The sequence below is a fragment of the Streptomyces sp. NPDC020362 genome, assembly GCF_040642095.1.
Lineage (GTDB): Bacteria > Actinomycetota > Actinomycetes > Streptomycetales > Streptomycetaceae > Streptomyces.
The window spans coordinates 12836-36909 of the sequence record NZ_JBFAET010000086.1 but is presented as its reverse complement, the minus strand read 5'-3'; the positions used below and the strand labels follow the sequence as shown (position 1 = coordinate 36909).

At 72.5% G+C, this 24074-nt stretch carries 15 protein-coding genes and 1 pseudogene; all 16 read left to right on the top strand.

What is annotated here, in order from left to right:
• A pseudogene (locus AB0H32_RS27055) lies at positions 1 to 262 on the top strand (hypothetical protein); the annotation flags it as partial.
• 61 nt (positions 263 to 323) lie between these two features.
• Positions 324 to 1337 carry a Pvc16 family protein gene (locus AB0H32_RS27050; RefSeq protein ID WP_361125208.1) on the top strand — a complete coding sequence of 338 codons (1014 nt, stop codon included), beginning with the start codon at positions 324 to 326 and terminating at the stop codon, positions 1335 to 1337.
• Positions 1338 to 1370: 33 nt separating this feature from the next.
• Positions 1371 to 3350, top strand: coding sequence for an ATP-binding protein (locus AB0H32_RS27045; protein ID WP_361125212.1), 1980 nt, complete (start codon positions 1371 to 1373; stop codon positions 3348 to 3350).
• Positions 3341 to 3625 carry a hypothetical protein gene (locus tag AB0H32_RS27040; protein WP_361125206.1) on the top strand — a complete coding sequence of 95 codons (285 nt, stop codon included), beginning with the start codon at positions 3341 to 3343 and terminating at the stop codon, positions 3623 to 3625. Before AB0H32_RS27045 ends, AB0H32_RS27040 begins: the two co-directional genes overlap by 10 nt.
• Positions 3622 to 10110, top strand: coding sequence for a DUF4157 domain-containing protein (locus AB0H32_RS27035; protein WP_361125204.1), 6489 nt, complete (start codon positions 3622 to 3624; stop codon positions 10108 to 10110). Before AB0H32_RS27040 ends, AB0H32_RS27035 begins: the two co-directional genes overlap by 4 nt.
• 20 nt (positions 10111 to 10130) lie before the next feature.
• Entirely contained in the window at positions 10131 to 10673 is a 543-nt protein-coding gene (locus tag AB0H32_RS27030; RefSeq protein WP_361125202.1) for an SUKH-4 family immunity protein, read from the top strand.
• 142 nt (positions 10674 to 10815) lie between these two features.
• Entirely contained in the window at positions 10816 to 11499 is a 684-nt protein-coding gene (locus AB0H32_RS27025; protein WP_361125200.1) for a hypothetical protein, read from the top strand.
• The gene (locus tag AB0H32_RS27020) at positions 11496 to 12182 is read left to right on the top strand and encodes a hypothetical protein (protein WP_361125198.1); all 687 of its coding nucleotides are present in this window, start codon (positions 11496 to 11498) and stop codon (positions 12180 to 12182) included. The genes AB0H32_RS27025 and AB0H32_RS27020 overlap by 4 nt, the downstream gene beginning before the upstream one ends.
• A gap of 10 nt (positions 12183 to 12192) precedes the next feature.
• A complete protein-coding gene (locus AB0H32_RS27015) occupies positions 12193 to 12555 on the top strand; it encodes a hypothetical protein (protein ID WP_361125196.1) in 363 nt (120 codons plus the stop codon).
• On the top strand, positions 12548 to 13687 hold the full coding sequence (locus tag AB0H32_RS27010; protein WP_361125194.1) for a hypothetical protein: 1140 nt from the start codon (positions 12548 to 12550) through the stop codon (positions 13685 to 13687). Before AB0H32_RS27015 ends, AB0H32_RS27010 begins: the two co-directional genes overlap by 8 nt.
• 33 nt (positions 13688 to 13720) lie before the next feature.
• Positions 13721 to 14257 carry a phage baseplate assembly protein V gene (locus tag AB0H32_RS27005; protein WP_361125210.1) on the top strand — a complete coding sequence of 179 codons (537 nt, stop codon included), beginning with the start codon at positions 13721 to 13723 and terminating at the stop codon, positions 14255 to 14257.
• 17 nt (positions 14258 to 14274) lie between these two features.
• Positions 14275 to 14610, top strand: a complete 336-nt coding sequence (locus AB0H32_RS27000) for a hypothetical protein (protein WP_361125192.1) — start codon at positions 14275 to 14277, stop codon at positions 14608 to 14610.
• Positions 14607 to 14993: a GPW/gp25 family protein gene (locus AB0H32_RS26995; RefSeq protein ID WP_361125190.1), complete on the top strand. Its 387-nt coding sequence runs from the start codon at positions 14607 to 14609 to the stop codon at positions 14991 to 14993. Before AB0H32_RS27000 ends, AB0H32_RS26995 begins: the two co-directional genes overlap by 4 nt.
• On the top strand, positions 14990 to 18094 hold the full coding sequence (locus tag AB0H32_RS26990) for a putative baseplate assembly protein (protein ID WP_361125188.1): 3105 nt from the start codon (positions 14990 to 14992) through the stop codon (positions 18092 to 18094). Before AB0H32_RS26995 ends, AB0H32_RS26990 begins: the two co-directional genes overlap by 4 nt.
• Complete coding sequence (locus AB0H32_RS26985) at positions 18091 to 21831, top strand: putative baseplate assembly protein (RefSeq protein ID WP_361125186.1); 3741 nt, start codon at positions 18091 to 18093, stop codon at positions 21829 to 21831. Before AB0H32_RS26990 ends, AB0H32_RS26985 begins: the two co-directional genes overlap by 4 nt.
• Entirely contained in the window at positions 21831 to 24044 is a 2214-nt protein-coding gene (locus AB0H32_RS26980) for a hypothetical protein (RefSeq protein WP_361125184.1), read from the top strand. Before AB0H32_RS26985 ends, AB0H32_RS26980 begins: the two co-directional genes overlap by 1 nt.
• Positions 24045 to 24074: the final 30 nt, after the last annotated feature.

Genomic DNA, 24074 nt, shown 5'->3' with positions numbered 1-24074 from the left:
CGCCGCTCCTCCCTCCGTCGTCTCCGCGGCCGCACGCCCCAGCGCGGCGGACGCGACAGCGGCCCGCGCGGCGGTACGGCAGGCCGCGGCCCGGCGGCCCGCGCGGGCGCCCGAGCAGGTGGTGCAGGTGCAGATCGGCCGACTGGAGGTGACGGCCGGCCAGGCATCGCAGAGCAACGGCGCACGGCAGCCGACGCGGCCGGCCCGGCGGCCGGGCGCCGCCGTGAGCCTGGCCGACTACCTGGCACGGGGGCGCGAGTGAGCCGCACCGGCAGTGAGCGCGGCAGGACCGGCACCACGAGAGGAACCGAGGAACTGACGCCATGAGCAACGCACTCGCCATCGCCCATGTCAGCCAGGCCCTCGCCCTGCTGATCGAGTCCCACCTGCAGCCGGAGATCGACATGGCCGTCAAGGTGGAGCCGCGCAAGCCGCCCGCCGAGCCGCCGACGGACCCCACCATCTCCGTCTTCCTGTACCAGGTCACGCCCAACACCTCGCAGCGCAACAACGACCTGCCGACGCGCGCGTCCGACGGCACGCTGGTGCGCCGGGCCAGTGCCGCGCTCGACCTGCAGTACGTGATCAGTGCGTACGGCGACGAGACCGAGCTGGTCGGGCAGCGGCTCATCGGCTCGGTGGTGCGCACCCTGCACGAGATACCGGTCCTGCCCAAGGACGTCATCGAACTCGCCGGTGAGCGGCCCTACCTGGCGGGCAGCAACCTCGCGGAGGCGGCCCAGCGGGTGCGGTTCACGCCGATGGTGATGGACGTCGACGAGACGTCGAAGCTGTGGGGGATGCTCTACCAGACCCCGTACGCGCTCTCGGTGGTCTACCAGGCGTCCCTCGTCTTCATCGACGGCCGCGAGACGCCGGTTCCGGCGAAGCCGGTCGAACGGCCCGAGGTACGGGTGCTGCCGTTCGGGGCGCCCGGGGCGCCGGTGCCGCCGGGAGCCGAACCACGTCCGGACGAAACCCAGGGTGACACCGCCGGACGGGACGGCGCGAAGACACAGCCGGCCGGCGAGCCCGCTTCCGGCAAGGCCGGCGAGCGGGATCCCGGGAAGGCCGAAGAGCCCGCTTCCGGGAAGGCCCCCAGGACGCCGCCCGCCAAGGTCGTCACCAAGGCCGTCACCAAGGCCGTGGCCAAGGCCGTCACCAAGACCGCGGACAAGGCCGTGGCCAAGACCGCGGACAAGGCACCCGCCCGCGCGCGGAAGGCTGCGCAGCCGGCCAGGACCGCGAGGCGCACGCCGAAGAGCGCCCGGCCGGCCGGGGACCCGGACTCCGCCTCCGGACCGCGGACGGGCGCCGACGACGGCGCGGAGAAGTGAGGCGACGTGGGATCCACGGGGGCGGGTGAGGACATGGGCGCACACGAGCCGGGAACGGCGACGACAGGTGACGGCAGCACGGCGCCGACCGCCGGGATCCGGCGCGTCCTCGCCCGCGTCGACGCCCACGCGGCACGTGTCACCGGCCAGGAGACCGGCGAGCGGCCGACCGGAGAACCCGACACCGCCGTCGTACCGGTGTCCGGGACCACCGCCCCCCTCGACGCCCTCGTCGCCTGCTTCGGCCTCACCCCCTTCGAGCGCGACCTCGTCCTGCTCACCGCCGCCGACGAACTCGACCCCACGACCGGCGCCCGGTGCGCAGCGGCCGCCGCAGACCCGCAGCGCGCGTACCCCACCTTCTCCCTCGCGCTCGCCGCCCTGGACGGGCCGCACTGGAGCGCCCTCACCCCGGTGGCCCCGCTGCGGCGCTGGCGGATCGTGGAGCTGGAGGACGAGACCCGGCTGACCGTCTCCCGCCTCCGCCTGGACGAACGCATCCTGCACTTCCTGCTGGGCTCGCCCTACCTGGACGCACGGCTGCACGGCCGGCTGCGCCGCACCCCGGCACCGGACACGCTGCCGCCGTCGTACGAGCTGGCCGCGAGCCGGCTCGCCGAGGGCTGGACCGAGGACGGCCGCAGCCCCGACGCACCGCTGCTGGTCGAGGTGACCGGCGGCGACCTGCGCAGCCGGGCCGACATCGCCGCCGCCGCGGCCGCCCGGTGCGGGCTCGGACTGTACGCGATGGGCGCCGAGGACGTGCCGTCCGACCCCGCCGAGCGCGACCGGCTGGCCCGGCTGTGGCAGCGGGAGGCGATCCTGCTGCCCGCCGCGCTGCTCGTGGAGGCCGGTGAACTCGACCGTGACCAGCGGGCGGCGACCGAGTCCTTCCTGGCCGGGGCCGCCGTACCCGTCGTGGTGTCCGGCGAGGACCCGCTGTGCACCCAGCGTCCGCACGGCGTCCGCGTGCCCGTGCCCCGGCTCGACGACGCCGAGCAACTCGCCCTCTGGTCCCAGGCGTTCGAGGAGGTCACCGACCTCGGCGACACCGAACTCCGCTCCCTGGTCGCGCAGTTCCAGCTGCCCCCGCACGTCGTACGGTCCGCCGCTGCCGCCGTACGCCGCCGGCTGCCCCACGAGGACGAGCTGGACGCCGCCGAACTCGCCTGGCGGGCCGGTCTGGACGAGGCCCGGATCGGCATGGACGAACTCGGCCGCCGGATCGAGCCGCAGGCCGGATGGGACGACCTCGTGCTGCACGAGCGGCAGACGGCCGTGCTGCGGGAGATCGTCGCGCATGTGCGCCAGCGGGCAACGGTCCACCAGGAGTGGGGCTTCGCCGCGGCCCTGCGCCGCGGCCTCGGCGTCACCGCCCTGTTCGCGGGCGGCTCCGGCACCGGCAAGACCCTTGCGGCCGAGGTCATGGCCAAGGAGCTGGGCCTCGACCTGTTCGTCGTCGACCTCTCCCAGGTGGTCAGCAAGTACATCGGCGAGACCGAGAAGAACCTCCGCCGGGTCTTCGACGCCGCCGAACGCGGTGGCGCGCTGCTGCTGTTCGACGAGGCCGACGCCCTCTTCGGCAAACGCAGCGAGGTCAAGGACAGCCACGACCGGTACGCCAACCTCGAAGTCAGCTACCTGCTCATGCGGATGGAGGCCTACCGGGGCCTGGCCATCCTCACCACCAACATGAAACAGGCCCTCGACACGGCCTTCCTGCGGCGCATCCGCTTCGTCGTGGACTTCCCCTTCCCGGCCGAGCACGAACGCGCCGAGATCTGGCGCCGGGTCCTGCCGCCGCAGGCCCCGGTGAAGGACATCGACCCCGGTCTGCTCGCCCAGCTCACCGTGGCCGGCGGCTCGATCCGCAACATCGCCCTGTCCGGGGCGTTCCTGGCCGCCGAGGAGGGCGACCGGCTCCAGATGCGGCACATGCTCGCGGCCGCCCGCACCGAATATCTCAAGCTGGAGCGCTCGCTGACGCCCCCGGAGGTCCGCGGATGGGTGTGAGCGGACGGCCTTCGGCGATACGCGTGGAGATCGGCGAGCTGGTGCTCGACGGCTTCCGGGCGGACCCCGTCCGGGTCTCCGCCGCGTTCGAGAGCGAGCTGGCCCGGCTGATCGGGCTGCACGGCGTGCCCCTGGCGGCGAACGGCGCCGTGAGCGTCGATGCGCTGAGCGGTCTCGCGGCGCTGCCCGCCGGGCTCTGCGCGCGACGGCTCGGCCAGGAGCTGGCCCGCGCGGTGCACGAAGGGCTCAGCGGCCACGGGGAGGTGACACGATGAACTCACAGTCCCAGGACGCCCGCTCGCAGCAGTCGGCCGAGCAGCGGCGCCGCAAGCGCAGGGAGCGGGCCGGCACGTCCCGAGCCCCGGAACCGAAGAACATCGTCAGCGGCGCGGGCCAGCCCCTCGACCCGGGTGTGCGGCGGGAGCTGGAGGAGCAACTCGGCCACGACCTGAGCCGGGTACGCCTGCACACCGGCCGCGACGCCGCCCGGCTCACCGAGCTGCTCGGCGCGGACGCAGTCGCCGTCGGCCAGGACATCCTCTTCCGCGAGGGCGCCTTCAAACCCGGCACCGACGAGGGCCGCCGCCTCCTCACCCACGAGCTGCTGCACACCGTGCAGAACCCGCACGGCCTCGGCGCGCTGCGGGCCGGTCGCGAACCGGGGGCGGTGAGCATGCCGCAGCAGGCGATCGAACGGGAGGCGGAGGCGGCCGCCCAGAGCCTCGTACGGCCGGGGCAGGAGCCCTCCGCCCCGGAGGTGGAGGAGGGCCGGGCCACCCCGGGCTGGCTGCGGTACGCGACCGTCGACGCCGACCGGATGCGCACCGAGGCCGTCGACCCCGCCGCCGTCGTGGACCGGCTCGCGGCCGGCGTGCTGCGCTCGCTGCGCGGCGACCCCGCCGACCTCTCCGGCCGCGTGCGCATGCAACTCGCCCGCATGTCCTCGCAGATGCAGGACTCCGTGCTCGACCGGCTCGAAGTCCGCCTGCTCACCCCGGAGTTCGACCGGCTCCTGGAACTCGCCGAACAGGCCGCGGAGAGCGCCGCCCCCGAGCTGCAGCCCGCCCGGGCGCCGGAGGTCGAGCCCGACCTGTTCGAGCTGCTCGGCGTCGAACGCGTCCACTGGCAGCGCAAGCAGGACGGCGACCGCGGCGCCCAGGACCAGAAGGCCGCCGACGCCCGCGAGGAACGACAGGACGCCCGGGACCGGGACGAGAAGGCCGGCAGCGACCGCAGCCGGGCCGGCGCGGACGCGGCCGTGGAGGACCAGGACGCCGCGCAGCGCACCCGGCAGGAGGACGAACGCGAACAGTCCCGGCAACAGGGCAGGCAGGAGCAGCAGCAGGAGGACGAGCAGCAGTCCGCCGACCGGTCCCGCGTGGACCAGGCCTCCGACGAACGGGCCCAGGCCGGCCAGGACGGCACCGAACAGGCCGCGCAGGAGCGCAAGGCCCAGCGGGACCGGGAGGAACAGGACCCCGAACAGGCGGGCGCGCCCGGCTCCGACAAGCGCCGGCGCCAGGAGCAGGCGACCGGTCCCGCGGCCGGTGCCCGACCGGGGACACTCGACCCGAAGGCCAAGGGACAGCCCGGTCCCGTACGGCCCGAGAAGGTCGACGAGCGGGCCGCGCAGCCGGACGGCGCACTGTCCGAACACGGCCTGAACGAGAAGGACGAGGACGAGGAGCAGCCACGCGAGGAGGAGCGCCCGCTCGGACTCGAAGCCGGCGCCGACGGGGAGGTCGACGGGGGCGAGGAGCAGTCCGGCGGGGCCGGGGACGCCGCGCACCTGCCCGCGATCAAGCCCGAGGACCATCTGCCGGACACCGACCTGGACCTGTCCGCCGTACCCACCGCGGACAAGCTCACCCCGGGCGCGTCCGAGCCCGCCGTGCCCACGTTCCCCACCCCGCCGCCGACCCGGGCCGAACGCATCGAGCAGGAGCGGGAGAACCAGGAGCGGGAGGAGGACGAGGACGCCGCCGGCCCGGACGCGAAGGCGCCCGGACAGGACGAGGGACCCGTCGAGGGCGAGGCACCCCAGCCCGAGGGCGGGCCCGTCGCCCAGGCGGCGGCGGGCGACGAGAAGGACCTGCAACCGGACAAGCCCACCGATCAGGAGGTCGGTCCCGACCCGGAGACCACCGACAAGGAGAGCCAGGAGCCGGAGCCCGAACAGCCCCCGGCACAGGGGGACACGACAGACCCCGCCGACGGCCGCCCGGAGCAGCAGGACGCCGGAGCCGCTGCCGACAGCCGCCGGGAACAGCAGGACGAACAGGACCGCACGCGGCAGGAGGCACGCCCGCAGACGGCGGTGGCCGCGGCGGCTCCCGCGGAGTCCGCCGCCCACGTCGTACGGCCCGCAGGCGCGCAGACCCCGCACACGCCCGTCGAGGACCGCAACCCCTCGCCCGCCGTGCGCCGGGACGCCGAGCCGCCCAAGCCGCAGCGGGAAGCGCCGGCCGCCAGGAGTGCCGTACCCAAGGAGGACGGACCGGGCGCCGCACCGCCCGGCGGCCGGGTCGGGAACAGCGAACGGGTCGGGCCGACCACCGGCGCCGGACCGGGCGCGGCGCCGTCCGCGGCCCAGGCGGCGGTCGGCCCTGCCGCCGAACAGACCGACAACCCCGGCAGGCTGGGTGGCCCTGAAGGGGCACAGCCCCGGCCGGAGGCCTCCCTGGAGAAGGACGGCGGCGGCTGCGCGCCGCCCGAGCCCGCGCCCGAGAAGGACGACGGCGCGAAGGGCAGTTGCGGGGGCGGCGGGGGCGCGGCCGCCGAGGACAAGGAGAAGGCCGAGGAGCCGCCGGACGTCTCCGGCCAGGACCCCGAGGCCGCCGTGCAGACGGTCAGCAGGCTGGCGCCCGACCAGGCCGCGGCCGCCATGCCCGGCGTGGGCCGCGCCGTGGACAAGAAGGTCGGCGACGAGCAGCAGCGCCTCGCTGCCGCACCGCCCACGCGGGAACGCCCCTCGGGTGCCCCGCAGACCCGTTCGGCGCCCCCCGAGGCCGCCGCGCCCGCGGCCCAGGTCACCGGCAGCGTCGAGAAGCTCGGCCCGGAGGAGCAGGGCGACAAGCAGCAGGCCAAGGGCAGTGACAAGGCTCAGGGCCAGAACCCCGCCGAGAACGTCGCCCCGCCGCCCCCGCCCGTCTCGGCCGCACTCGACGCCGACGAGGCGAAGAACGTCGAGGCCGCGGCGGACTCCGTGCCCACCACCGACCCGGCCCTGCAGAACAAGACGGTCGGCCCCGCGCCCAAGATCCGGCTGGAGGGCGCCAGCGATCCCAAGCGCACCGACGACCAGGCCAAGGCGCTCAAGGACAAGCAGAACGACATCCACCGCACCGGCCGCGAGGACGCGGCCAAGCCGATGGGCGAGGACCAGATCTTCCCGAACGCTCCCCGGGAGCGGCTCGTCGGCAAGGTCGCCGTCGGCGGGGGAGGCAAAGGCGCCCAACTGCAGGCCGGTACGGCGCCCAAGGACGGCGTGGGCGCGGTCGCCCGGCAGGAGAAGGGCGCCGAGATCGCCGCCGGGGCCGGCAAGGCCCAGGGCGACCTGACCACCAGGGAGAAGGAACACCAGCAGGGCGAGCAGCAGGCCAAGCAGGAGAAGCAGAACGAGATCGACCGCGAGGTCGACCGCAACACCGCGCAGCAGACCGGGGAACGCGGCCGGGTGGCCGGCGACGTCCAGCAGCAGCGCGAGCAGTGGCGGACCGAGCAGGACCAGAAGATCGAGGACGCGGACACCAAGTCCGACGAAGAGCACACCACCAAGAACAAGGAGATCGTCAAGGCCCGCGACGACAAGGACAAGGAGATCGAGGGCCGCAAGGACCAGGACAACAAGAAGATCGACGACGAGCGGGAGAAGTCGGAGAAGGAGGCTCGGAAGAAGAAGGAGGAGAAGAAACCCTCCGGCGGGTTCTTCGGCTGGATCGCCGACAAGGTCAAGAGCTTCTTCAACGCCCTGCTCGAAGCGGTCACCGCGATCTTCGAGGCAGCCCGCAAGGCCGTCAACGGCATCATCGACACCTTCAAGGACTGGGCCAACAAGGCGATCGACTTCGTCCGCGACCTGGCGATCAGCGCGATCAACGCGCTCGCCGACGCGCTGATCGCGATCGGGGACGTGCTGCTCGCCGCGTTCCCGGAGCTGCGCGACAAGTTCCGCAACGCGATCGAGGGTCTGCGGGACCGGGCGATCGCCACGGTCAACCGGCTCGCGGACGACCTGAAGAAGGGCGTCAACGCCCTCCTCGACGCCCTGGCAGCCGGCCTCAACAAGCTCCTGGACGTCCTCGAAGCCGGGCTCAAGGCCGTCATCCAGGCCTACCAGGCGGTCATCCTCGGCGCGATCAAGTTCGCGCAGGCCGCGATCGAGGCGCTCGGCAAGTTCGCCGCGCTCGTCGCCGACATCGCGCCCGACCCGGGCGGCTGGCTGTCCAAGGCGGGCAGTTCGGCGAAGACCGGCATCACCGACCACCTCTGGGGCGCCATCAAGGTCGCCGTGAAGCAGTGGTTCGACACCAAGGTCGAGGGGATCCTGGGCCTGGGCAAGACCATCATCGACGTCCTGGTCAAGGGCTGCGTGTCCATCAAGCAGATGGGCAAGATGGCCTGGGACGCGATCATCGCCTCCCTGCCGATGATGATCGCCACGCTGGTCATCGAGAAGGTCGTCTCGATGCTGGTCCCGGCGGCCGGCGCGATCCTCACCATCGTCCAGGGCCTGATGGCGGCCTGGCAGAGCCTCAGCTCCATCCTCTCCGCCTTCTCCAAGTTCTGGGCCTACCTCAAGGCGGTCAAGGCGGGCCCTGCGGCCTGCCTGTTCGCCGAGGCGGTCGCGGCGGGCGTCGTCGCCCTCCTGGACCTCATCACCAACATGCTCCTGGCCCGCCTCTCCTCAGCCGCCAAGGGTGTCGGCAAACGCCTGAAGGCCATGGCCCAGAAGATCACCGAGGGCCTGAAGAAACTGGGCCGCGGGGCGCGGAAGGCGGCCGGTGAGGCGGTCAACAAGGCGCGGGGGGCTCTGCGGAACGCGCGCGAACGACTGGGGGCGTCGGCGAGGGCTGAGCACCCGAAGGGGAAGCCGTCCCCGGACCCCAAGTCGCCCCCGAAGCCGAAGGACCACGCCACGCCGAAGTCACCGGCGAAGCCGGACCCGAGGGAGGCGAAGCCCAAGGAGCCGACGCGTGGGGAGCAGGACCGGACGCCCGACCGCAGAACGGATCGGCCACAGGACCGGGACCGCTCCCAGGAGAGGCCCCACGAGAAGGGCACCGAGCCCCGGACCCCTTCCAAGAAGAACAAGGAGACCGAGGGCCCCAAACCCACCAAGCCCAAGAGGCCCAAGTCCCCGGCGGGCAGGGCCCTCTCCAAGGCCAGGGGCGCGGTCAAGTCCGCCCTGACGAAGGTCCGCAACGCGGCAAGGACCCTTGGGCGCAAGCTCAAGAACTCCAAGCTGGGCAAGTCCCTGAAGAACGGAGCCTCCAAGCTCCGCGACTGGTTCAAGAAGAAGCGTGACCGGTTGCGCGAGGACAGGCGGCGGCACCAGGAACAGAAGAGGCGGGAGCAGGACCAGCGGCGCAAGAACGAGAAGTCGAAGGAGTCGAAGGAAGCGCGGCTCAAGAAGATCGTCGAGCGGATTCGCCCGCGGCTGCAGCGCATGCTGAGTGGAGGTGTCGGCCGGCTGGTCTCGAAGTCGGTCCTCCTCGGCTTGCGTGTGTGGTACCGGCTCAGCGAGCTCAGCGATACGCCCGGCAGCCCCTTCAAGATCAACGCCACGCTGAACCCGACGGAGGGCGCCGGTGAGGGAAGCCGTGCCAAGGCCGACCTGTCGGCCAGGCTGGACGAGTTCCTCAACAAGGATCCCGAGCGGCGAGCACGTCTCGAACAGGCGCTGAACATATCGACGATCGAGGACTGGCTCCTCTTCAAAGGCGCGGAGAACGCCGACCAGTTCATGATGAAGATGCGCAGGATCCTCAGGGACCTCGACAAGGCGGATCGTCGCAACACCAGGGACAAGGCCCTCGGCACCATCAGGACGGCGGAGAGCGACACGCGGGAGAAACTGCGCGCCCAGGACGCCGGCAAGGGATGGCAGCCGGATTCCGGGGAGGCTCCGGATGAAACGGTAGGCCAGGAGGAAGACGCCTTCAATCGCGTACACATGAGCGATTCCATTCAAAGGGCCAAGCCGCCCTTGGCCGGTGATCCGAGCCTTCCGCAGGGAACTGCGCGAGTCTCGTGGAATCCGAACAAGATGCGGGACAAGATCGAGTTCACGCGCAAGGCGTTGGCCCTCAAGCGGGCTGGTGAGCGAGGTCAGATCTCGAAGTTCAAGAGCAGTGCCGGGGAGATGTTCCTGGACGAGATCGACCGGCAAGTGCTGATTGCCCAGTTCGGCGAGATCGCGAAGAGAATAAAGACGCCGAAGAGCCCCAAGCAGACCACGCAAGACCCCAACCTGGCCACGCGGTTGAAGGACCTGAGCATGAAGTTCAAGCAGTTGGTGATCATTCGCGCCGACCAACTGGCGAAACCCAAGGGGCGTCCTTTCCAGAACGAGGTCAAGGATCGCCTCAAGGGCATGCAGGCCGACCACACCATCGAGCTGCAGTCCGGCGGGCGTGACATCTACGACAATTTGCGACTCATCGACAAGGGGATGAACTTGAAGATGGGGGAGCAGATCAAGACTTCCGTCAATCATCTGGACTACGGGGCCTTGTATACTTTCGACATCCAATTGTAATGACGCCACAAGGAATGTTCATGGCTTCTCATGAGGAACTCGTCGAGATTTTCGGCGAAGAGAACATCGACCGGATGCCCTACCGGAAGGCTTTGCAAGTCGGTCTGAGCGAAGAAGATGCACTCGTCGTCTCGCACGTGGGGCTTCCCCGGAATTGCGGTGCGCTGTTCACGACCAGCGTCGAGGGCAGTCCCCCGCTGTTTGCCGTGCGGAACTTCTCGGATGACGGAGCCAACCGTGCGCTTATTCTTGGTGGCCCGCGCGATGATCCGAAAATGCGCTATTTCCTGAACGTCCGTGACCGTTTCGTCGGTTTGATCGTCTTTGGGGACGAGCCTCGCGGCGAGGTGGTGAACAGCACCCTTGGTGACTTCGTGGAGTTCCTGTTCCACATCGCCCGGCGCGACGTCTCGCCCGCTCCGGCGTCGGCTGCCGAAGGGATCCACGACGCCGACCAGTTGGCAGCGGCCCTCATCGACCGGGACCCACACGCCTTCAGGGAGCCCGACACCTGGTGGTCGATCGCGCTGCAGCAGATCAGAGAACACGAAGAGGGGGCATGACCCGCTACGCCGACATACCCAGACGCATCCGCCCGGGCGCCGTCGTGGCCGACCCGGACCCCGGCTCCGCCGGTGGCCAGTCCCTGCAAGGGCTCCAGAACCGCCACGACCCACTGCTTCACAACGGACCGCGGAGAACCAGGTGCCCGAACTGACCGATGCCGAGCGACGTTATCTCGGTCTCGTCGACGAACTGAATGCAGCCCCCGGCGTCGACGTCTTCTACGAGGAGAGGGGTCCCGTCGACGAATACGTCGGCGACGCAGACGAGGCCTTCCAGTTGGTCGCCGAAGAGGTGGGGATCACCCTGGACGCCTCTCTGCGCCCCGTCTACTTGCGTTTCGACGGGCTGTCCAGCCACTGGGCCATCGAACGCCCGGACCTGTACCTGACCGGCGAATTCTCCCTCCGTCACGTCGCCGCGGCCATGATGGTCGCGGGCGTGGAGCCGGCCGTCGACGAGCCCTCGGAACAGGACGAGCGGCTCTGTGCCGAGCTGTACTCCTTCGACGAACACCCACGAGGGGGCGGCGGGACCCTGGCGGCCCTGCGTTTCCCGCAGGGTTCGACGGTCCCCGAGGTCTGGTACCACCACCTCACGCGCGGGACCTTCCGCATGGACATCGGATACCCCGAATACCTGGAGACGCTGCTGGTCACCAAGGGGACCCACGGCTGGCAGTACCTCTTCACCGACGTCCGGTTCGGCGACATCGACTTCCAGGGAGCCGCGGAGAACCTCCAGAACATGCTGCGGGTGTTCCCGGAGATCTTTCCCGGCCATGACTACTCCGGCCTCAGGGCCCGCCTGGAGGCGCGCACATGACCCGCTACGCCGACATCCCCAAACCCATACGCTCCGGCATCGTCGTGGTCGACCCGGACCACGGCACGCCCCAGCGCATCATCGTGCTGCAGTTCAATCCGGACACCCTGGAGCGCAGCATCGCCCCGCAGTCCGCCGGGGACGGCGGGGACGCGGCCGGGGGAGGAAGCGGCAACGGGGACCGCAACGAGGCGCTGCGTCTCAAGGGACCTGCCCAGGAGACCTGGAAGTTCACCGCCGAGATCGATGCGACCGACCAGCTGGAGATCGCCGCGCCCGACGGGATCCATCCGCAGCTGGCCACGCTCGAGATGCTGGTGCAGCCGACCACCGCGCAGTTGCGGGCCGCGAGCAGGCTGTCGCAGAAGGGGACCATCGAGATCAGCCCGATCGAGATGCCGTTGACGCTGTTCACCTGGGGCAGCAAGCGGGTCATGCCGGTCAGGCTCACCGAGCTGTCCGTCAACGAGTCCGCCTTCGACGTCGATCTCAATCCGATCCGGGCCTCACTCGGCATCGGCATGAAGATCCTGACCGTCAGCGACCTGCCGGCCGGACACCGCGGCGCCGACCTGTACATGGCTCACCTGGCGCAGAAGGAGCGGCTCGCGGCCGCCGCCCGCGGCGGCAGCCTGGGCGCCCTCGGCCTCGGGGGCACCGACCTCGTGACCGGCAGGGGATGAGGAGACCGTCATGGCCGACACCGAGCCCTACGAGAGCGCCCTGGACTCCATACCCGGGGCGCATCCCTACCCCCGCACCAGTCGCTACCACGACGCCGAGATCGGGGTGCACCGCCGGTCCGACGGAACCGAAGTGCGGTACACCAAACGGCGGTTGCTGCCGCCGCTCGACGCGGAGGCCGAGCCGCACACCGTCGGGGCCGGCCAGCGGCCCGACCTGCTTGCCCAGCGTTTCCTCGGCGACCCGGGACAGTGGTGGCGGATCGCCGATGCCAACCCGGTCCTCGACCCGCGGGAGCTGACGGACGAGGCGGGGCGCGTCATCGGTATTCCGCCGGCCGGCGGGTTCCCGCACGGAGAGCGGCGTGTCTGAACAGCCCGTGGGGCAGGGCCCCGTCCACATCCAGCTCCTGATGGGGCCCACGCTGGCCCGCCCCGTCCCCGTCGACGTCGCGGAGGCGCTGCTGTCCGCCCAGATCACCGCCACCGCGGGTGAGCGCAGCGGCTTCCAGTTCGCCTTCGACCTCACCAAGAACGGTCTGATCAACCAGCGGCTGCTGCCGGAGGGGTACTTCGACCCGAAGACGCGCGTCATCCTCACCGTCAGCGTCCGCGGCACCCCGGAGGTGCTGTTCGACGGGCTGATCGTGCGCCAGGAGGTCGGCGCCAGCAACATCCCCGGCCACTCCACCCTCACCGTCACCGGCGAGGACCTCACGCTGCTCATGGACCTGGAGGAGCGGACCGCCCCCTACCCCAACCTGCCCCCGTCCGAGCGCGTCCTCGCCATCCTGCGCCGCTACTCGGACTACGGCATCCGCCCGGACGTCTACACCGAGAAGGTGTCCCAGCCCCCGCACCAGGACCTGCGCGTGCACTACCAGACGGGGACGGATCTCCAGTACGTCACCGACCTGGCGAAGGCCAACGGGTACACGTTCTATCTGGAGCCCGGCCCCAACCCCGGTCAGTCCGCCGCCCGGTGGGGCCCGGAGGTCCGGCTCGGCCTGCGCCAGCACGCCCTCAACGTCAACATGGACGCCCAGTCCACCGTGGACCAGCTGACCTTCGCCTACGACGGCACCGCACGCGAGGAACCGCAGGCGCGCTGGCAGGACCCGGGCACCCGGCAGTCCACGCTGCTGCCCCAGCCGCCGATCAGCCCCCTGCGGCCGCCCCTCGGCAGGCGACCCACCCCCGCCCTCAGGCGCAAGACGCTCTCCGGCACCGCCAAGCAGCAGCGCGAGCAGGCAGAGGCCGAACTCCTCGCCAGGGCCGCGGTCTCCGCGGACGTCGTCTCGGGCTCCGGCTCGCTCGACGTCAACCGGCACGGCTACCTCCTCCAGCCGCGCCGGCTCGTCGGAGTGCGCGGCGCCGGCCGGGCCTACGACGGCGACTACTACGTCAAGTCCGTCACCCACAACCTGCGCCCGGGCTCGTTCCAGCAGAACTTCACCCTCTCCCGCGAGGGCCTGGAGGCGCGCAGCGACTACGTCCGGCCCTGACACGAACCACCGATGAACCAGGAGCAGTTCAGCATGGCGGCACCCAGCAATCGCTACCTCGGCAAGTTCCGCGGCCGGGTGGTCAGCAACGACGACCCGTTGCGCATCGGGCGGATCACGGTCGAGGTCCCCGACGTGCTCGGCGACACGCCGTCCACCTGGGCGCTGCCCTGCCTGCCGTTCACCGGACCGCAGGCGGGCCAGTTCGTGGTGCCGCCGCCCGGTGCCGGCGTATGGGTCGAGTTCGAGCAGGGGGATCCCAGCTTCCCCGTGTGGACCGGCTGCTGGTACGGCGCGGCGGAGGAGCTCCCGCCCGACGCCCGTCGTGAACTGCAGGCAGGCGCGCGGGACAAACCCGTCGTCGTGCAGACCCCGCAGGCGCACAAGATCGTGCTCAACGACACGGCCGGCGCCGAGCAGGGGATCCTCCTCCAGGCCCAGGGCGGCGCCTACATCCGCATCACCAAGGAGGCCGTGGTCATCGCCACCGGCGCGGGCGCGGAGATCGTGCTCCGCGGGAGCGAAGTCACCGTCAACAAAGGACAGTTGACCGTCCACTCCAAGCGATAGACAACGGGGGAAAGAAGTTGTCCGGGAGTCTGCTAGACGCGGGCGCCGTCATCGGCTGCCCGCACGGCGGCCGCGTCACGCCCGCCACCACACCCTCAGGCGGCCTCAGGATCCGCGGCGCCGCCGTGGCCACCACCGCCCACACCTACGTCGTCGCCGGCTGCCCGCACACTGTCGACGGCGTGCCCTCGCCGTGCGTGACGGTCCGCTGGACCGCCGCCGCCACCGGCGTCACGGCCGACGGGGTGCCCGTGCTGCTCGACACCTGTGCCGCCCAGTGCTTCAGCGCGGCCCTCGTCCCGCAGGGGCCACCCGTCGTCCAGGCCGTGCAGCGAAAGGTCACCGTCCGATGAGGCCCACGAGCCAACGCACCCGCACCGACATCGCCTTCCCCTTCCACGCCGACCGCCGAGGCCGCACCGCACACGCCCGAGCCGCCGAGCACGTCCACGACCTCGTGGAGCAGCTGCTGTTCACCAGCCCCGGCGAGCGCGTGATGCGTCCCGACTTCGGCTGCGGACTGCTCGACCTGGTCTTCGCCCCGAACACCCCCGAGCTGATCAGCACCCTCGAACTGTCCGTCCAGGCCGCACTGCAGCGCTGGCTCGGCGACCTGGTCGAGGTGGTGTCCCTCGACATCGAGAGCGGTGACGACGCCGTCCGCGTGCATCTGTCGTACCTCGTGCGCGCCACCGGCGCCGTACGCGAGGACGTCTTCGAGGGGAGGGCGGCATGAGCGCGGGCACCACCCGGCGGGACAAGGTACGAGCCGCCCAGCTCAACGGGGTCGACGCCGTCGAGGTGAGCGACGACGGGCTGCTGCTCACGGTCACCTTCCTCGGCAAGGCCCCGCACGGCCTGGGCCCCGAGAACGTCCGCGTCGACGGCGGCCGGCGCATCACCTGCATCACCGCCGTCGACGTCAGCGTCGAACGCGAGGAGGACCCGGAGCTGGACGACCGGCTCTACGTCACCCTCGACCGGGCCGGCGACACCTCCCGCTACCGGCTGTCGCTGGTGGAGACCGACCCGTACGGCCGGCCCGGCGCCGAGCCGTACCGCGGCTTCGACCAGCGCTACCACAGCGCGGAGTTCGCCTTCCGGCCCGACTGCCCGACCCCGTTCGACTGCACGGACGAGGCCGGGCACACCCCGGTCCTGCCGTCCACGCCCGTCCTCGACTACACGGCCCGCGACTACGACACCCTCCGCAAGCTGCTGCTCGACCGACTGGCGCTGACCACCCCCGACTGGGTGGAGCGCAACCCCGCCGACCTCGGCACGACGCTCGTGGAACTGCTCGCGTACACCGGCGACCAGATCAGCTACCAGCAGGACGCGGTCGCCACCGAGGCCTACCTCGACACCGCACGCCGCCGGGTGTCCGTGCGCCGGCACGTCCGGCTCATCGACTACGCGATGCACGACGGCTGCAACGCCCGCGCGTATGTGACGGTCGAGACCGCCGCCGACCACACCCTGGCGCCCGGCACCTACCGCTTCGCCTCCGTCGACGTACGCACCCTCGACCCGCACGACCGCCCCGGGCCCGGCACCGTCATCGACGAGAACGACCTCGGCGACCTGGACGAACGCGGCTCCGTGGAGGTCTTCGAACCCGTCGTGCCCGCCGAAGCGCTGCGGCTGCTGCTCGCGCACAACGCGATCCGGCTGTGGACCTGGGGCGGCGAGGTGTGCGCCCTGCCCGCGGGGGCCACCACCGCCACCCTGCGCGACGCGTGGGCCGATCCCGAGACCTGCGGGGAGCGCCGGCTGGACCTGAAGCCGGGCGATGTGCTGGTCCTGGAGGAGGTCAGGGGCCCGCGCACCGGCACCCCGGGCGACGCCGACCCCGCCCACCGCCAGGCCGTCCGCCTGACCTCCGTCACCCCGGGCCTGGACCGCGTCGAGGACCAGCCGGTCCTGGAGGTCACCTGGGCCGCTGAGGACGCCCTGCGCAGCCCGTTCTGCCTCATCACCCGGGGCGGACGCGACTGCCTGCCCGTCGAGGACGTCACCCTCGCCCGCGGCAACACCGTCCTCGTCGACCACGGCCGCTCCGGCCCGGCCGAGACGGTGACCGTGCCACCGGTACCCGCCGTCGTCGCCCCCTGCGACCCGCCGGACTTCGGCTGCTACGACCGTACGGAGGGCAACGCGCCCGCCCGGCTCGTCAACTCCCTGACGGACCGGGCCGAGAGCGGCGAGGTGCTCACCCCCGACGACGTCCGCGAGCTGTTCGAGGTCGTGGGGGAGCGGGCCACCGTACGCGCCGGACTCGGGCTGGAACGAGCCGGGCAGCGGCACGTGCGTGTAGTGCCCGGCACCGCGTACGCCCAGGCCGCAGCCCTGCGCACCCTGCTCGCGCAGTCGGTCTACCCGGGCATCGCGCCCCGTTTCCGTCCCGTCCTCGGCCGGGCGCCGGTCACCCAGGCCGTGCCGTTCCCCGACCAGGGCACCGTCGCCGCCGGGCAGGCCGCGCGTCTCGCCGCCGTCCCGGACCGGGCCCGGCAGCGACTCGTCGAGCTGTGGCGCAGCGCCCGTGACCGCGACGGACTCGGCGAGGAGGAGATCGCCGAACTCGCCGTGATCTACGGCCTGAAGACGCTGGAACGGCTGGAACTGCGCCGCCATCCGGTCCGCGCCCTGCGCGAACTCCTGCACCGGTCGGACCAGTTGCTCGACGCCAAGCTGCGCCGGATCGAGATCCTCACCGCCAGGGCCCGTGCGGGCACGGTCCTCGACGGCCACATCGCCTGGGAGATCGCGCACAGCTGGGGTCCGTCCTACGCGGCCGGCCTCCACCCCGACGAGCCTGTCCTGCGCGGCCCGGCGACCGCCGCCCTCACCCAGGACCCGCGCCGCGCCCTGCCCGCCGTACGCCTGCACGACGCGGGCCTGGTCTGGGAGCCGCGCCGCGACCTGCTGGAGAGCACCTTGCGCGACCGGCACTTCGTCGGCGAACTCGAGGACGACGGCCGTCTCGCCCTGCGCTTCGGCGACGGACGGCACGGTGCACGGCCGACGCCCGGGGCACGCCTGACGGTGCGCCACCGGCTGGGCGGCGGCGCCGCCGGCAACGTCGGCGCCGAGGCCATCAACCACCTGGTCGTCGAGACGGGGTGCGAGGCACCCGCCGCCGCGGTCCGCAACCCGCTGCCCGCCACCGGCGGCACCGAACCCGAACCCGTCGAGCAGGTACGCCAGTTGGCCCCGCTCGATCTGCGCCGCACCCGGCTGCGTGCGGTCACCGCCGAGGACTACGCGGCCCTCGCCTCCGCCCTGCCGGGAGTCCAGCGGGCCGCCGCCGAGATCCGCTGGACCGGCAGCGGCCAGGAGGCACACGTCGCGATCGACGCCTACGGCGGCGCGGACCCGGACCCGGACGCGGCGCTGCTCGGCTCGGTGGCCGAGGCCCTGGAGACGTACCGGCGCATCGGCCACGAGCTGGTGGTGGGTGCCGCCCGTCTCGTACCGCTCGAGATCGCGCTGCGCGTGTGCGCCCGCCCCGGCCATCAGCACGGGCAGATCCTCGCCGAGCTGTACCGCGTCCTGGGCAGCGGCCGGCTGCCGGGCGGGCGGCTCGGATTCTTCCACCCGGACGCACTGACCTTCGGCGAGCCGGTCCGGCTGAGCCGGCTGGTCGCCGTCGCCGCGGCCGTCCCGGGTGTGGAGAGCGTCGAGGTGACCCGGCTGCGGCGGCTGTTCGAACAGGACCGAGGAGAGAGGGAGGACGGCGTGCTGCGGCTCGGCCCGCTGGAGATCGCCACCTGCGACAACGACCCCGACCGGCCCGAACAGGGCCGGCTGGACATATCCCTGGGAGGCGCCCGATGAGCCAGGCCTGCACCTGCGGCGGCGCGTGCGGCGATCACGGCGAACGCCTTGCTCCCGCGCCGCTGCACAACCCACCCGGCCGCACCGCCCTCGACTACCGCGTCGGCGAGTACGGTTCCTTCCTCGCCGCCCTCCTCGACCGGCTCGCCTCGCCCGCGTACCCCGCCCTCGCCCACCTGACCGTCCGCACCCCCGACGATCCGGCGATCGGCCTGCTCGACGCCACCGCCGTCCTCGGCGACCTGCTCACCTTCCACTCCGAGCGGATCGCCGACGAGGCCTACCTCCGCACGGCCGATGAGCACCGGTCCCTGGTGCTGCTGGGCCGGCTCGTCGGACACCGGCCGCGCCCCGGGGTGGCGGCCGGCACCCACCTGGCCTACACCCTCGAACGCGACCCGCGCGCCGAGACCCTGCCCGTGCTGATCCCGCGCGGAGCGCGCAGCCACAGTGTGCCCGCCTCCGCCGACGAGCAGTCGCTGACCTTCGAGACCGCCCGGGACCTCACCGCCCGCTGGGACTGGAACGAACTGGCGGTACGGCGCCGCCGCCCCTCCCTGCTCACCCCCGAGGACCTCGACCGCCGCTGTGAACTGTTCGTCGAGGGCACCGCGAACTCCCTCCAGACCGGCGACCAGCTCCTCTTCGTCTTCGGGGAGCAGGCGGGCGGCGAGCGCAGGCTGCTGCCCGTCGCCGGCGTCCGGATCGACCGCGAGGAGGAGGTCACCGCCCTCTCGCTGCCCAAGTCGGCCCCGCCCACGCTCAAGGAGCTGGTGGACGAGGTGCGGCGCTGGACCGCGGAGCCGTCCGCACCGGGCGAGCCGGGCGACGAGCCGCCCACGCCCGAGGTCCCCAACCCGCGCCCGGTCAGCCGCCTGATCGAGGACTTCGACGACCAGGTGCTCGCTTCGCTGCGCGCCGGCCTGGACGGCATCAAGACCCCCGAGAGCCTTGCCGCCCTCCTCGGCGAGCCCGTCGCCCGGCTGCGCGAGGCCGAGGTGCTGGCCGAGCCCTACGCGGACGTGGCGGCGTGGTTCGAGCAGCTGGAGGCGGTGCTGGCGGAACTCGCCGAGCGGGCACGGGAGCTGGCACCGGCCCAGCCCGCGCAGACCGGCCCTGCCCGGAAGGCCGCCGCCCCGCCCGATGCGCGCCAGGCCGCCCTCCAGGCCCTGTCCACCGTGCTGCCCGCCCTGCGCACCGCCGCCCCCGCCCCCCGGCCGGGCGCCCGGGTCCAGCGCCCCGGCACCGACACCGCCCGCCTCCTGTCCGCGCTCAACCCCGGCCTCGGCAGCCTCTACCCGGCCTGGCGCACGGCTGCCGCACCCGGCGCCCCACAGCTGCTGCGCGAGCTGCTCGCGATGCGCGTCACCGCCGCACCCTTCGGCGCCACCGCCCCGCTCAAGCCCGTCCAGGACGAACGGGGACGGGTCATCCGCACCGCCGACTGGCCGCTGACGGGCGCGGTGCTGGCGAGCATGCGCGTGGTGTACGACCCCGCGGGCAAGGTCCCGGTCCGGGCGGAGTTCCAGTACGTCGAGGGCAGCAGCAGCGACCAGCGTGCCGAGAACCTGCCCGTCGCCCAGCAGGTCACCTTCCCCTTGGGCCCGGGCCAGGTCGACCTGTCGACCCGGTCCGCCCAGGACCGCGAGCTGAGCTGGCTCGCCCGCCGTCCGGCCGCCGCCGAGGAACCCGGCGTCACCGCCCGCTTCCACTCCGGACTGCCCGAGCGCAGCCTGTTCGTCTCCCGCCCGGAGGACGACGGTCAGGTGCACGTCGGCATCCACAACGGCACGGCCCAGGAGGTCCCCCTGCGGCCCGGCGAGACCAAGCAGTTCACCCATGGCGAGTACCAGGTGAGCGTCAGGTACACGGTGGGCAGCACCGAGCCCAACGTCGAGATCGTCATCGCCAGCCGGCCCGAGCCCCTCAACCGTCGTGTCCTGCAGCTGGACAGCGTGCACGACGGCATCACCGTGGGAAGCTGGGTGGCCGTCCAGCGGCCCGGCAAGGGCAGCGCCGTGCCCGGCGACGCCAAGCTGGCCTTCGTCACCACCCAGGTCGTGGCCGCCCGCACGGCGGCGTACTCCAACTACGGCATCACCGGGCGCGGCACCGAACTCACCCTCGCGGACCCCTGGCTGGACGAGTTCGACGTCCTGCTCTCCCACATCCGCGACACCACCGTGCAGGCGGCGGGCGAACCGTTGCGCCCGGCCGACGAGCCGCTCGGCGAGGACGTGCACGGCAACGAGATCGAACTCGCCGTGTTGTACGACGGGTTGCGCCCCGGCCGCACACTCATCGTGAGCGGCGCGCGCGCCGACGTCCCGGGCACGGCCGGCGTCACCGCCACCGAGGTGGTCACCATCGCGGCCGCCGACCCGGCCGTCGACCCCCGGCTCCCCGGCGACCACGTCCACACCCGGCTCGTCCTCACCACCGACCTCATCCACCGCTACCGCCGGGCCACCGTCCGCATCCTCGGCAACGTCGTCGAGGCCACCCACGGCGAGAGCCGCGAGGAGGCCATCGGCAGCGGGGACTCCGACCGCGTCAACCAGACCTTCGCCCTCTGGCAGTCCCCCCTGACCTGGCTCGCCGCCGACAACCCCCTCGGCGCCACACCGGTCCTGGAGATCCGCGTCGACGGCGTGCTCTGGCACGAGGTCGACAGCCTCGCCGGGCGCGGTGCCACCGAGCGCGTGTACATCACCGGCACCGCCTCCGACGGCCGCACGACCGTGACCTTCGGCGACGGCGTCCACGGCGCCCGGCTGCCCAGCGGGCACGAGAACGTCCGGGCCCGCTACCGCTTCGGCACCGGCAAGGCCGCCAACGTCCCCGCCGACCGGATCACCCAGCCCCTCACCCGGCCGCTCGGCGTCACTGCGGTCACCAACCCGCGCCCGGCGACCGGCGGCGCCGACGCGGACGGGCCCGGCCTCACCCGCCGTACGATCCCGCTCGCGGTCTCCGCCCTGGACCGGCTGGTCTCCCCGGCCGACTACGAGGACTTCGCCCGCTCACGCGCCGGCATCGGCCGGGCGACGGCCCGCGAACTCTTCGACGGACGACGGCGCGTGCTGCACGTGACGGTCGCCGGCACCGACGACGTACCGCTCGCCGAGGACAACCTGCGGCCGCTGTGCGCGGCACTGACCGAGTACGGCGACCCGAACCTGCAGGTCAGCGTGGACGAGCGTGAACTCGTCCTGCTGCTGATCGCCGCCAGGGTGAAGCCGGCCCCGGACCACGCCTGGGAGACCGTCGAACCCAGGCTGCGCCAGGCGCTGCTGCTCCGCCTCGGCTACGAGGGACGGGAACTGGCGCAGTCCGCCCGCCTGTCCGACGTCCTCGCCACCGCGCACACCGTGCCCGGCGTCGACTACGTGGACGTCGACGTCTTCACCGGCGTCCCCGCCACCGCCACCCCGGAACAGCTGACGGCGCTGCTCGCGGGTCCCGGCACACCGAGGGCGTCCGTCCCCGCGCACCCGGCGGCGTACGAGGAGAAGACCCACACGGTCCGCGACCCGCACGGCGAGACCCTGTCGTCCGTCTGCGCCCGGTACGGCCTCCCGCTCGCCGAACTCCTGCGCCTGAACCCCGACATCACCGACACCCGGCGCCTGGACAACGGCCGGACGGTGTTCGTCTTCCGCGGCATCCGCCCCGCCCAGCTCACCATGCTGTCGGCGCGCGCCGCGGACACCCTGATACTGACGGAGGTCAAGTGATGGCCGCGAAGCCGACGGATGCCGAGTGGGAGACGCCGGCCGCGGTGGTCCCGAGGGAGCCCGACGGGCTCGCCGAGCTGCTGCCCCGCTGGCACCGACTGCGCGACGCCGAGGAGGGCGAACCGCTGCGGGCCCTGCTCGCGGTGATCACCGAACAGCTCGACCGGGTCCGCGACGGCGTCCAGCAGGGCTACGAGGACCTGTTCGTGGAGACCGCCGCGCCCTGGGTGCTGCCGTACCTCGGCGACCTGGTCGGCTACCGCACCCTGCCGGGCTACGAGCGGGTCCTCACCAACGGCCTGCACGGCGGCGGCCGGGAGGCGCTCGCCGAGGCCGTCGCCCCGCGCCGGGACGTGGCGGCCACGGTCGCGGGCCGGCGCCGCAAGGGCACCCTCCACCTCCTGGAGGAGCTGGCCGGGCAGGTGGCCGACTGGCCCGCCCGCGCCGTCGAGCTGTCCCGGCACGTCGCCCACACCCAGCCGGTCAAGCTGTACGGCACCGGCCGGCGCGGGGACCGCGGGCGTCTGCTCGACCTGCGGGACGGCAGCGCGCTCGCCCTCGCGGGCGGCCCCTTCGAGGAGACGGCCCGAACGGTCGACGTGCGACGCGCCAACTCCGTGAGGAAACAGGGTGGTTGGACTCCGGCCGGGGTGGGCCTCTTCGTCTGGCGGCTGAAGCCGTACTCCCTGACCGCGTCCCCGGCCTACTGCATCGACCGCGCCCGGAACCTGTACACCTTCTCGATCCTGGGCAACGACACCCCCCTGGTCACCCAGCCGGTCCCGGAGCCCTCACCCGCCCTCCCCCACTCTCGACCTCGCGCGAGCGGGGGGACCCCCACCGCGGTCGTCGACAATGTCCCGGCGTTCATCACCCGCCGTCTGCTGCACGACCGGCTCGCCGACTACTACGGCCCCGGCAAGAGCCTCGTCATCCGGCGCGACGGCGAGGACCGGCCCGTGCCGCCCGCCGACATCGTCGTCGCCGACCTGTCCGACTGGCGCTATCGGCCGGGGCGCGGGCAGATCGCCGTCGACCCGGAGCTGGGCCGCATCGCGTTCGGGTCCCGCTCCGCGCCCCGGCAGGGCGTGTGGGTCGACTACCACCACGCGTTCGGAGCGGACACGGGCGGCGGCGAGTACCCGCGCCCCGACCGCGGGCCCCGACCGGACGCCGAGATCTACCGCGTCGGTCCCGGACAGCCGTACCAGCGGATCATGGACGCCTACCGGGCCTGGCAGGACGAGTGCAGCCCGGGCCACACCGGCATCATCGAGATCACCCACAGCGGCGCCCACCAGGAGCAGCTGGACTTCGACCTCGACCCCGGCGACCGCCTCGAACTGCGGGCAGCCGAGGGCACCCGGCCGGTGATCCGGCTGCTGGACTGGTACAGCAACCGCCCGGACGCCCTCAACATCCGTGCGGTGCCGGGCGACTGCGCTCCGCACGAGCGACCGCGGATCGTCCTCGACGGACTCCTCGTCGCCGGACGCGGCATCAACGTCACCGGCCCGATGGGAGCGGTCGTCGTCCGCCACTCCACGCTCGTACCCGGCTGGTCGCTGGAGCCCGAGTGCGAGCCGCACTCGCCCGAGGAGCCCAGCATCGTCCTGGAACGCACCACCGCCTGCCTCCAGATCGAGCACAGCATCCTCGGCACCATCGAGGTCATCGGTGACGAAGTGGGCGAGGACCCGCTCGACATCCATCTGCGCGACAGCGTCCTGGACGCCACCGGCGACGACCGCGCGGCCCTCTCCGCCCCCGACTGCCGCCACGCCCACGCCGTCCTGCACGCGCACCGCACCACCGTCATCGGCGAGGTGCACACTCACGCGGTGGAGACCGCCGAGAACTCGGTCTTCACCGGCAGGCTCCACGTGGCCCGTCGCGGCATCGGCTGCCTGCGGTACTGCTACGTCCCGCCCGGCTCGCGCACCCCGCGGCGCCACCGCTGCCAGCCGGACCTCGCGGGCCACGGACAGAGGGACCGCGTAAGGCCGCTGTTCTCCTCGACGCGCTACGGAACGCCCTGGTACGGCCAGTTGGCGGACGGTTGTGCCGAGGAGATCCGGCGCGGCGCGGACGACGGCGCCGAACTCGGAGCCTTCCACGACCTGTACCGGCCGCAGCGAGAGGACGGACTCAGGGCGCGGCTCGCCGAGTACACGCCCGCGGGCGCGGACGCCGGGATCTTCTTCGTGACATGACGGGATCTTCTTCGTGACGTGACGGGATCT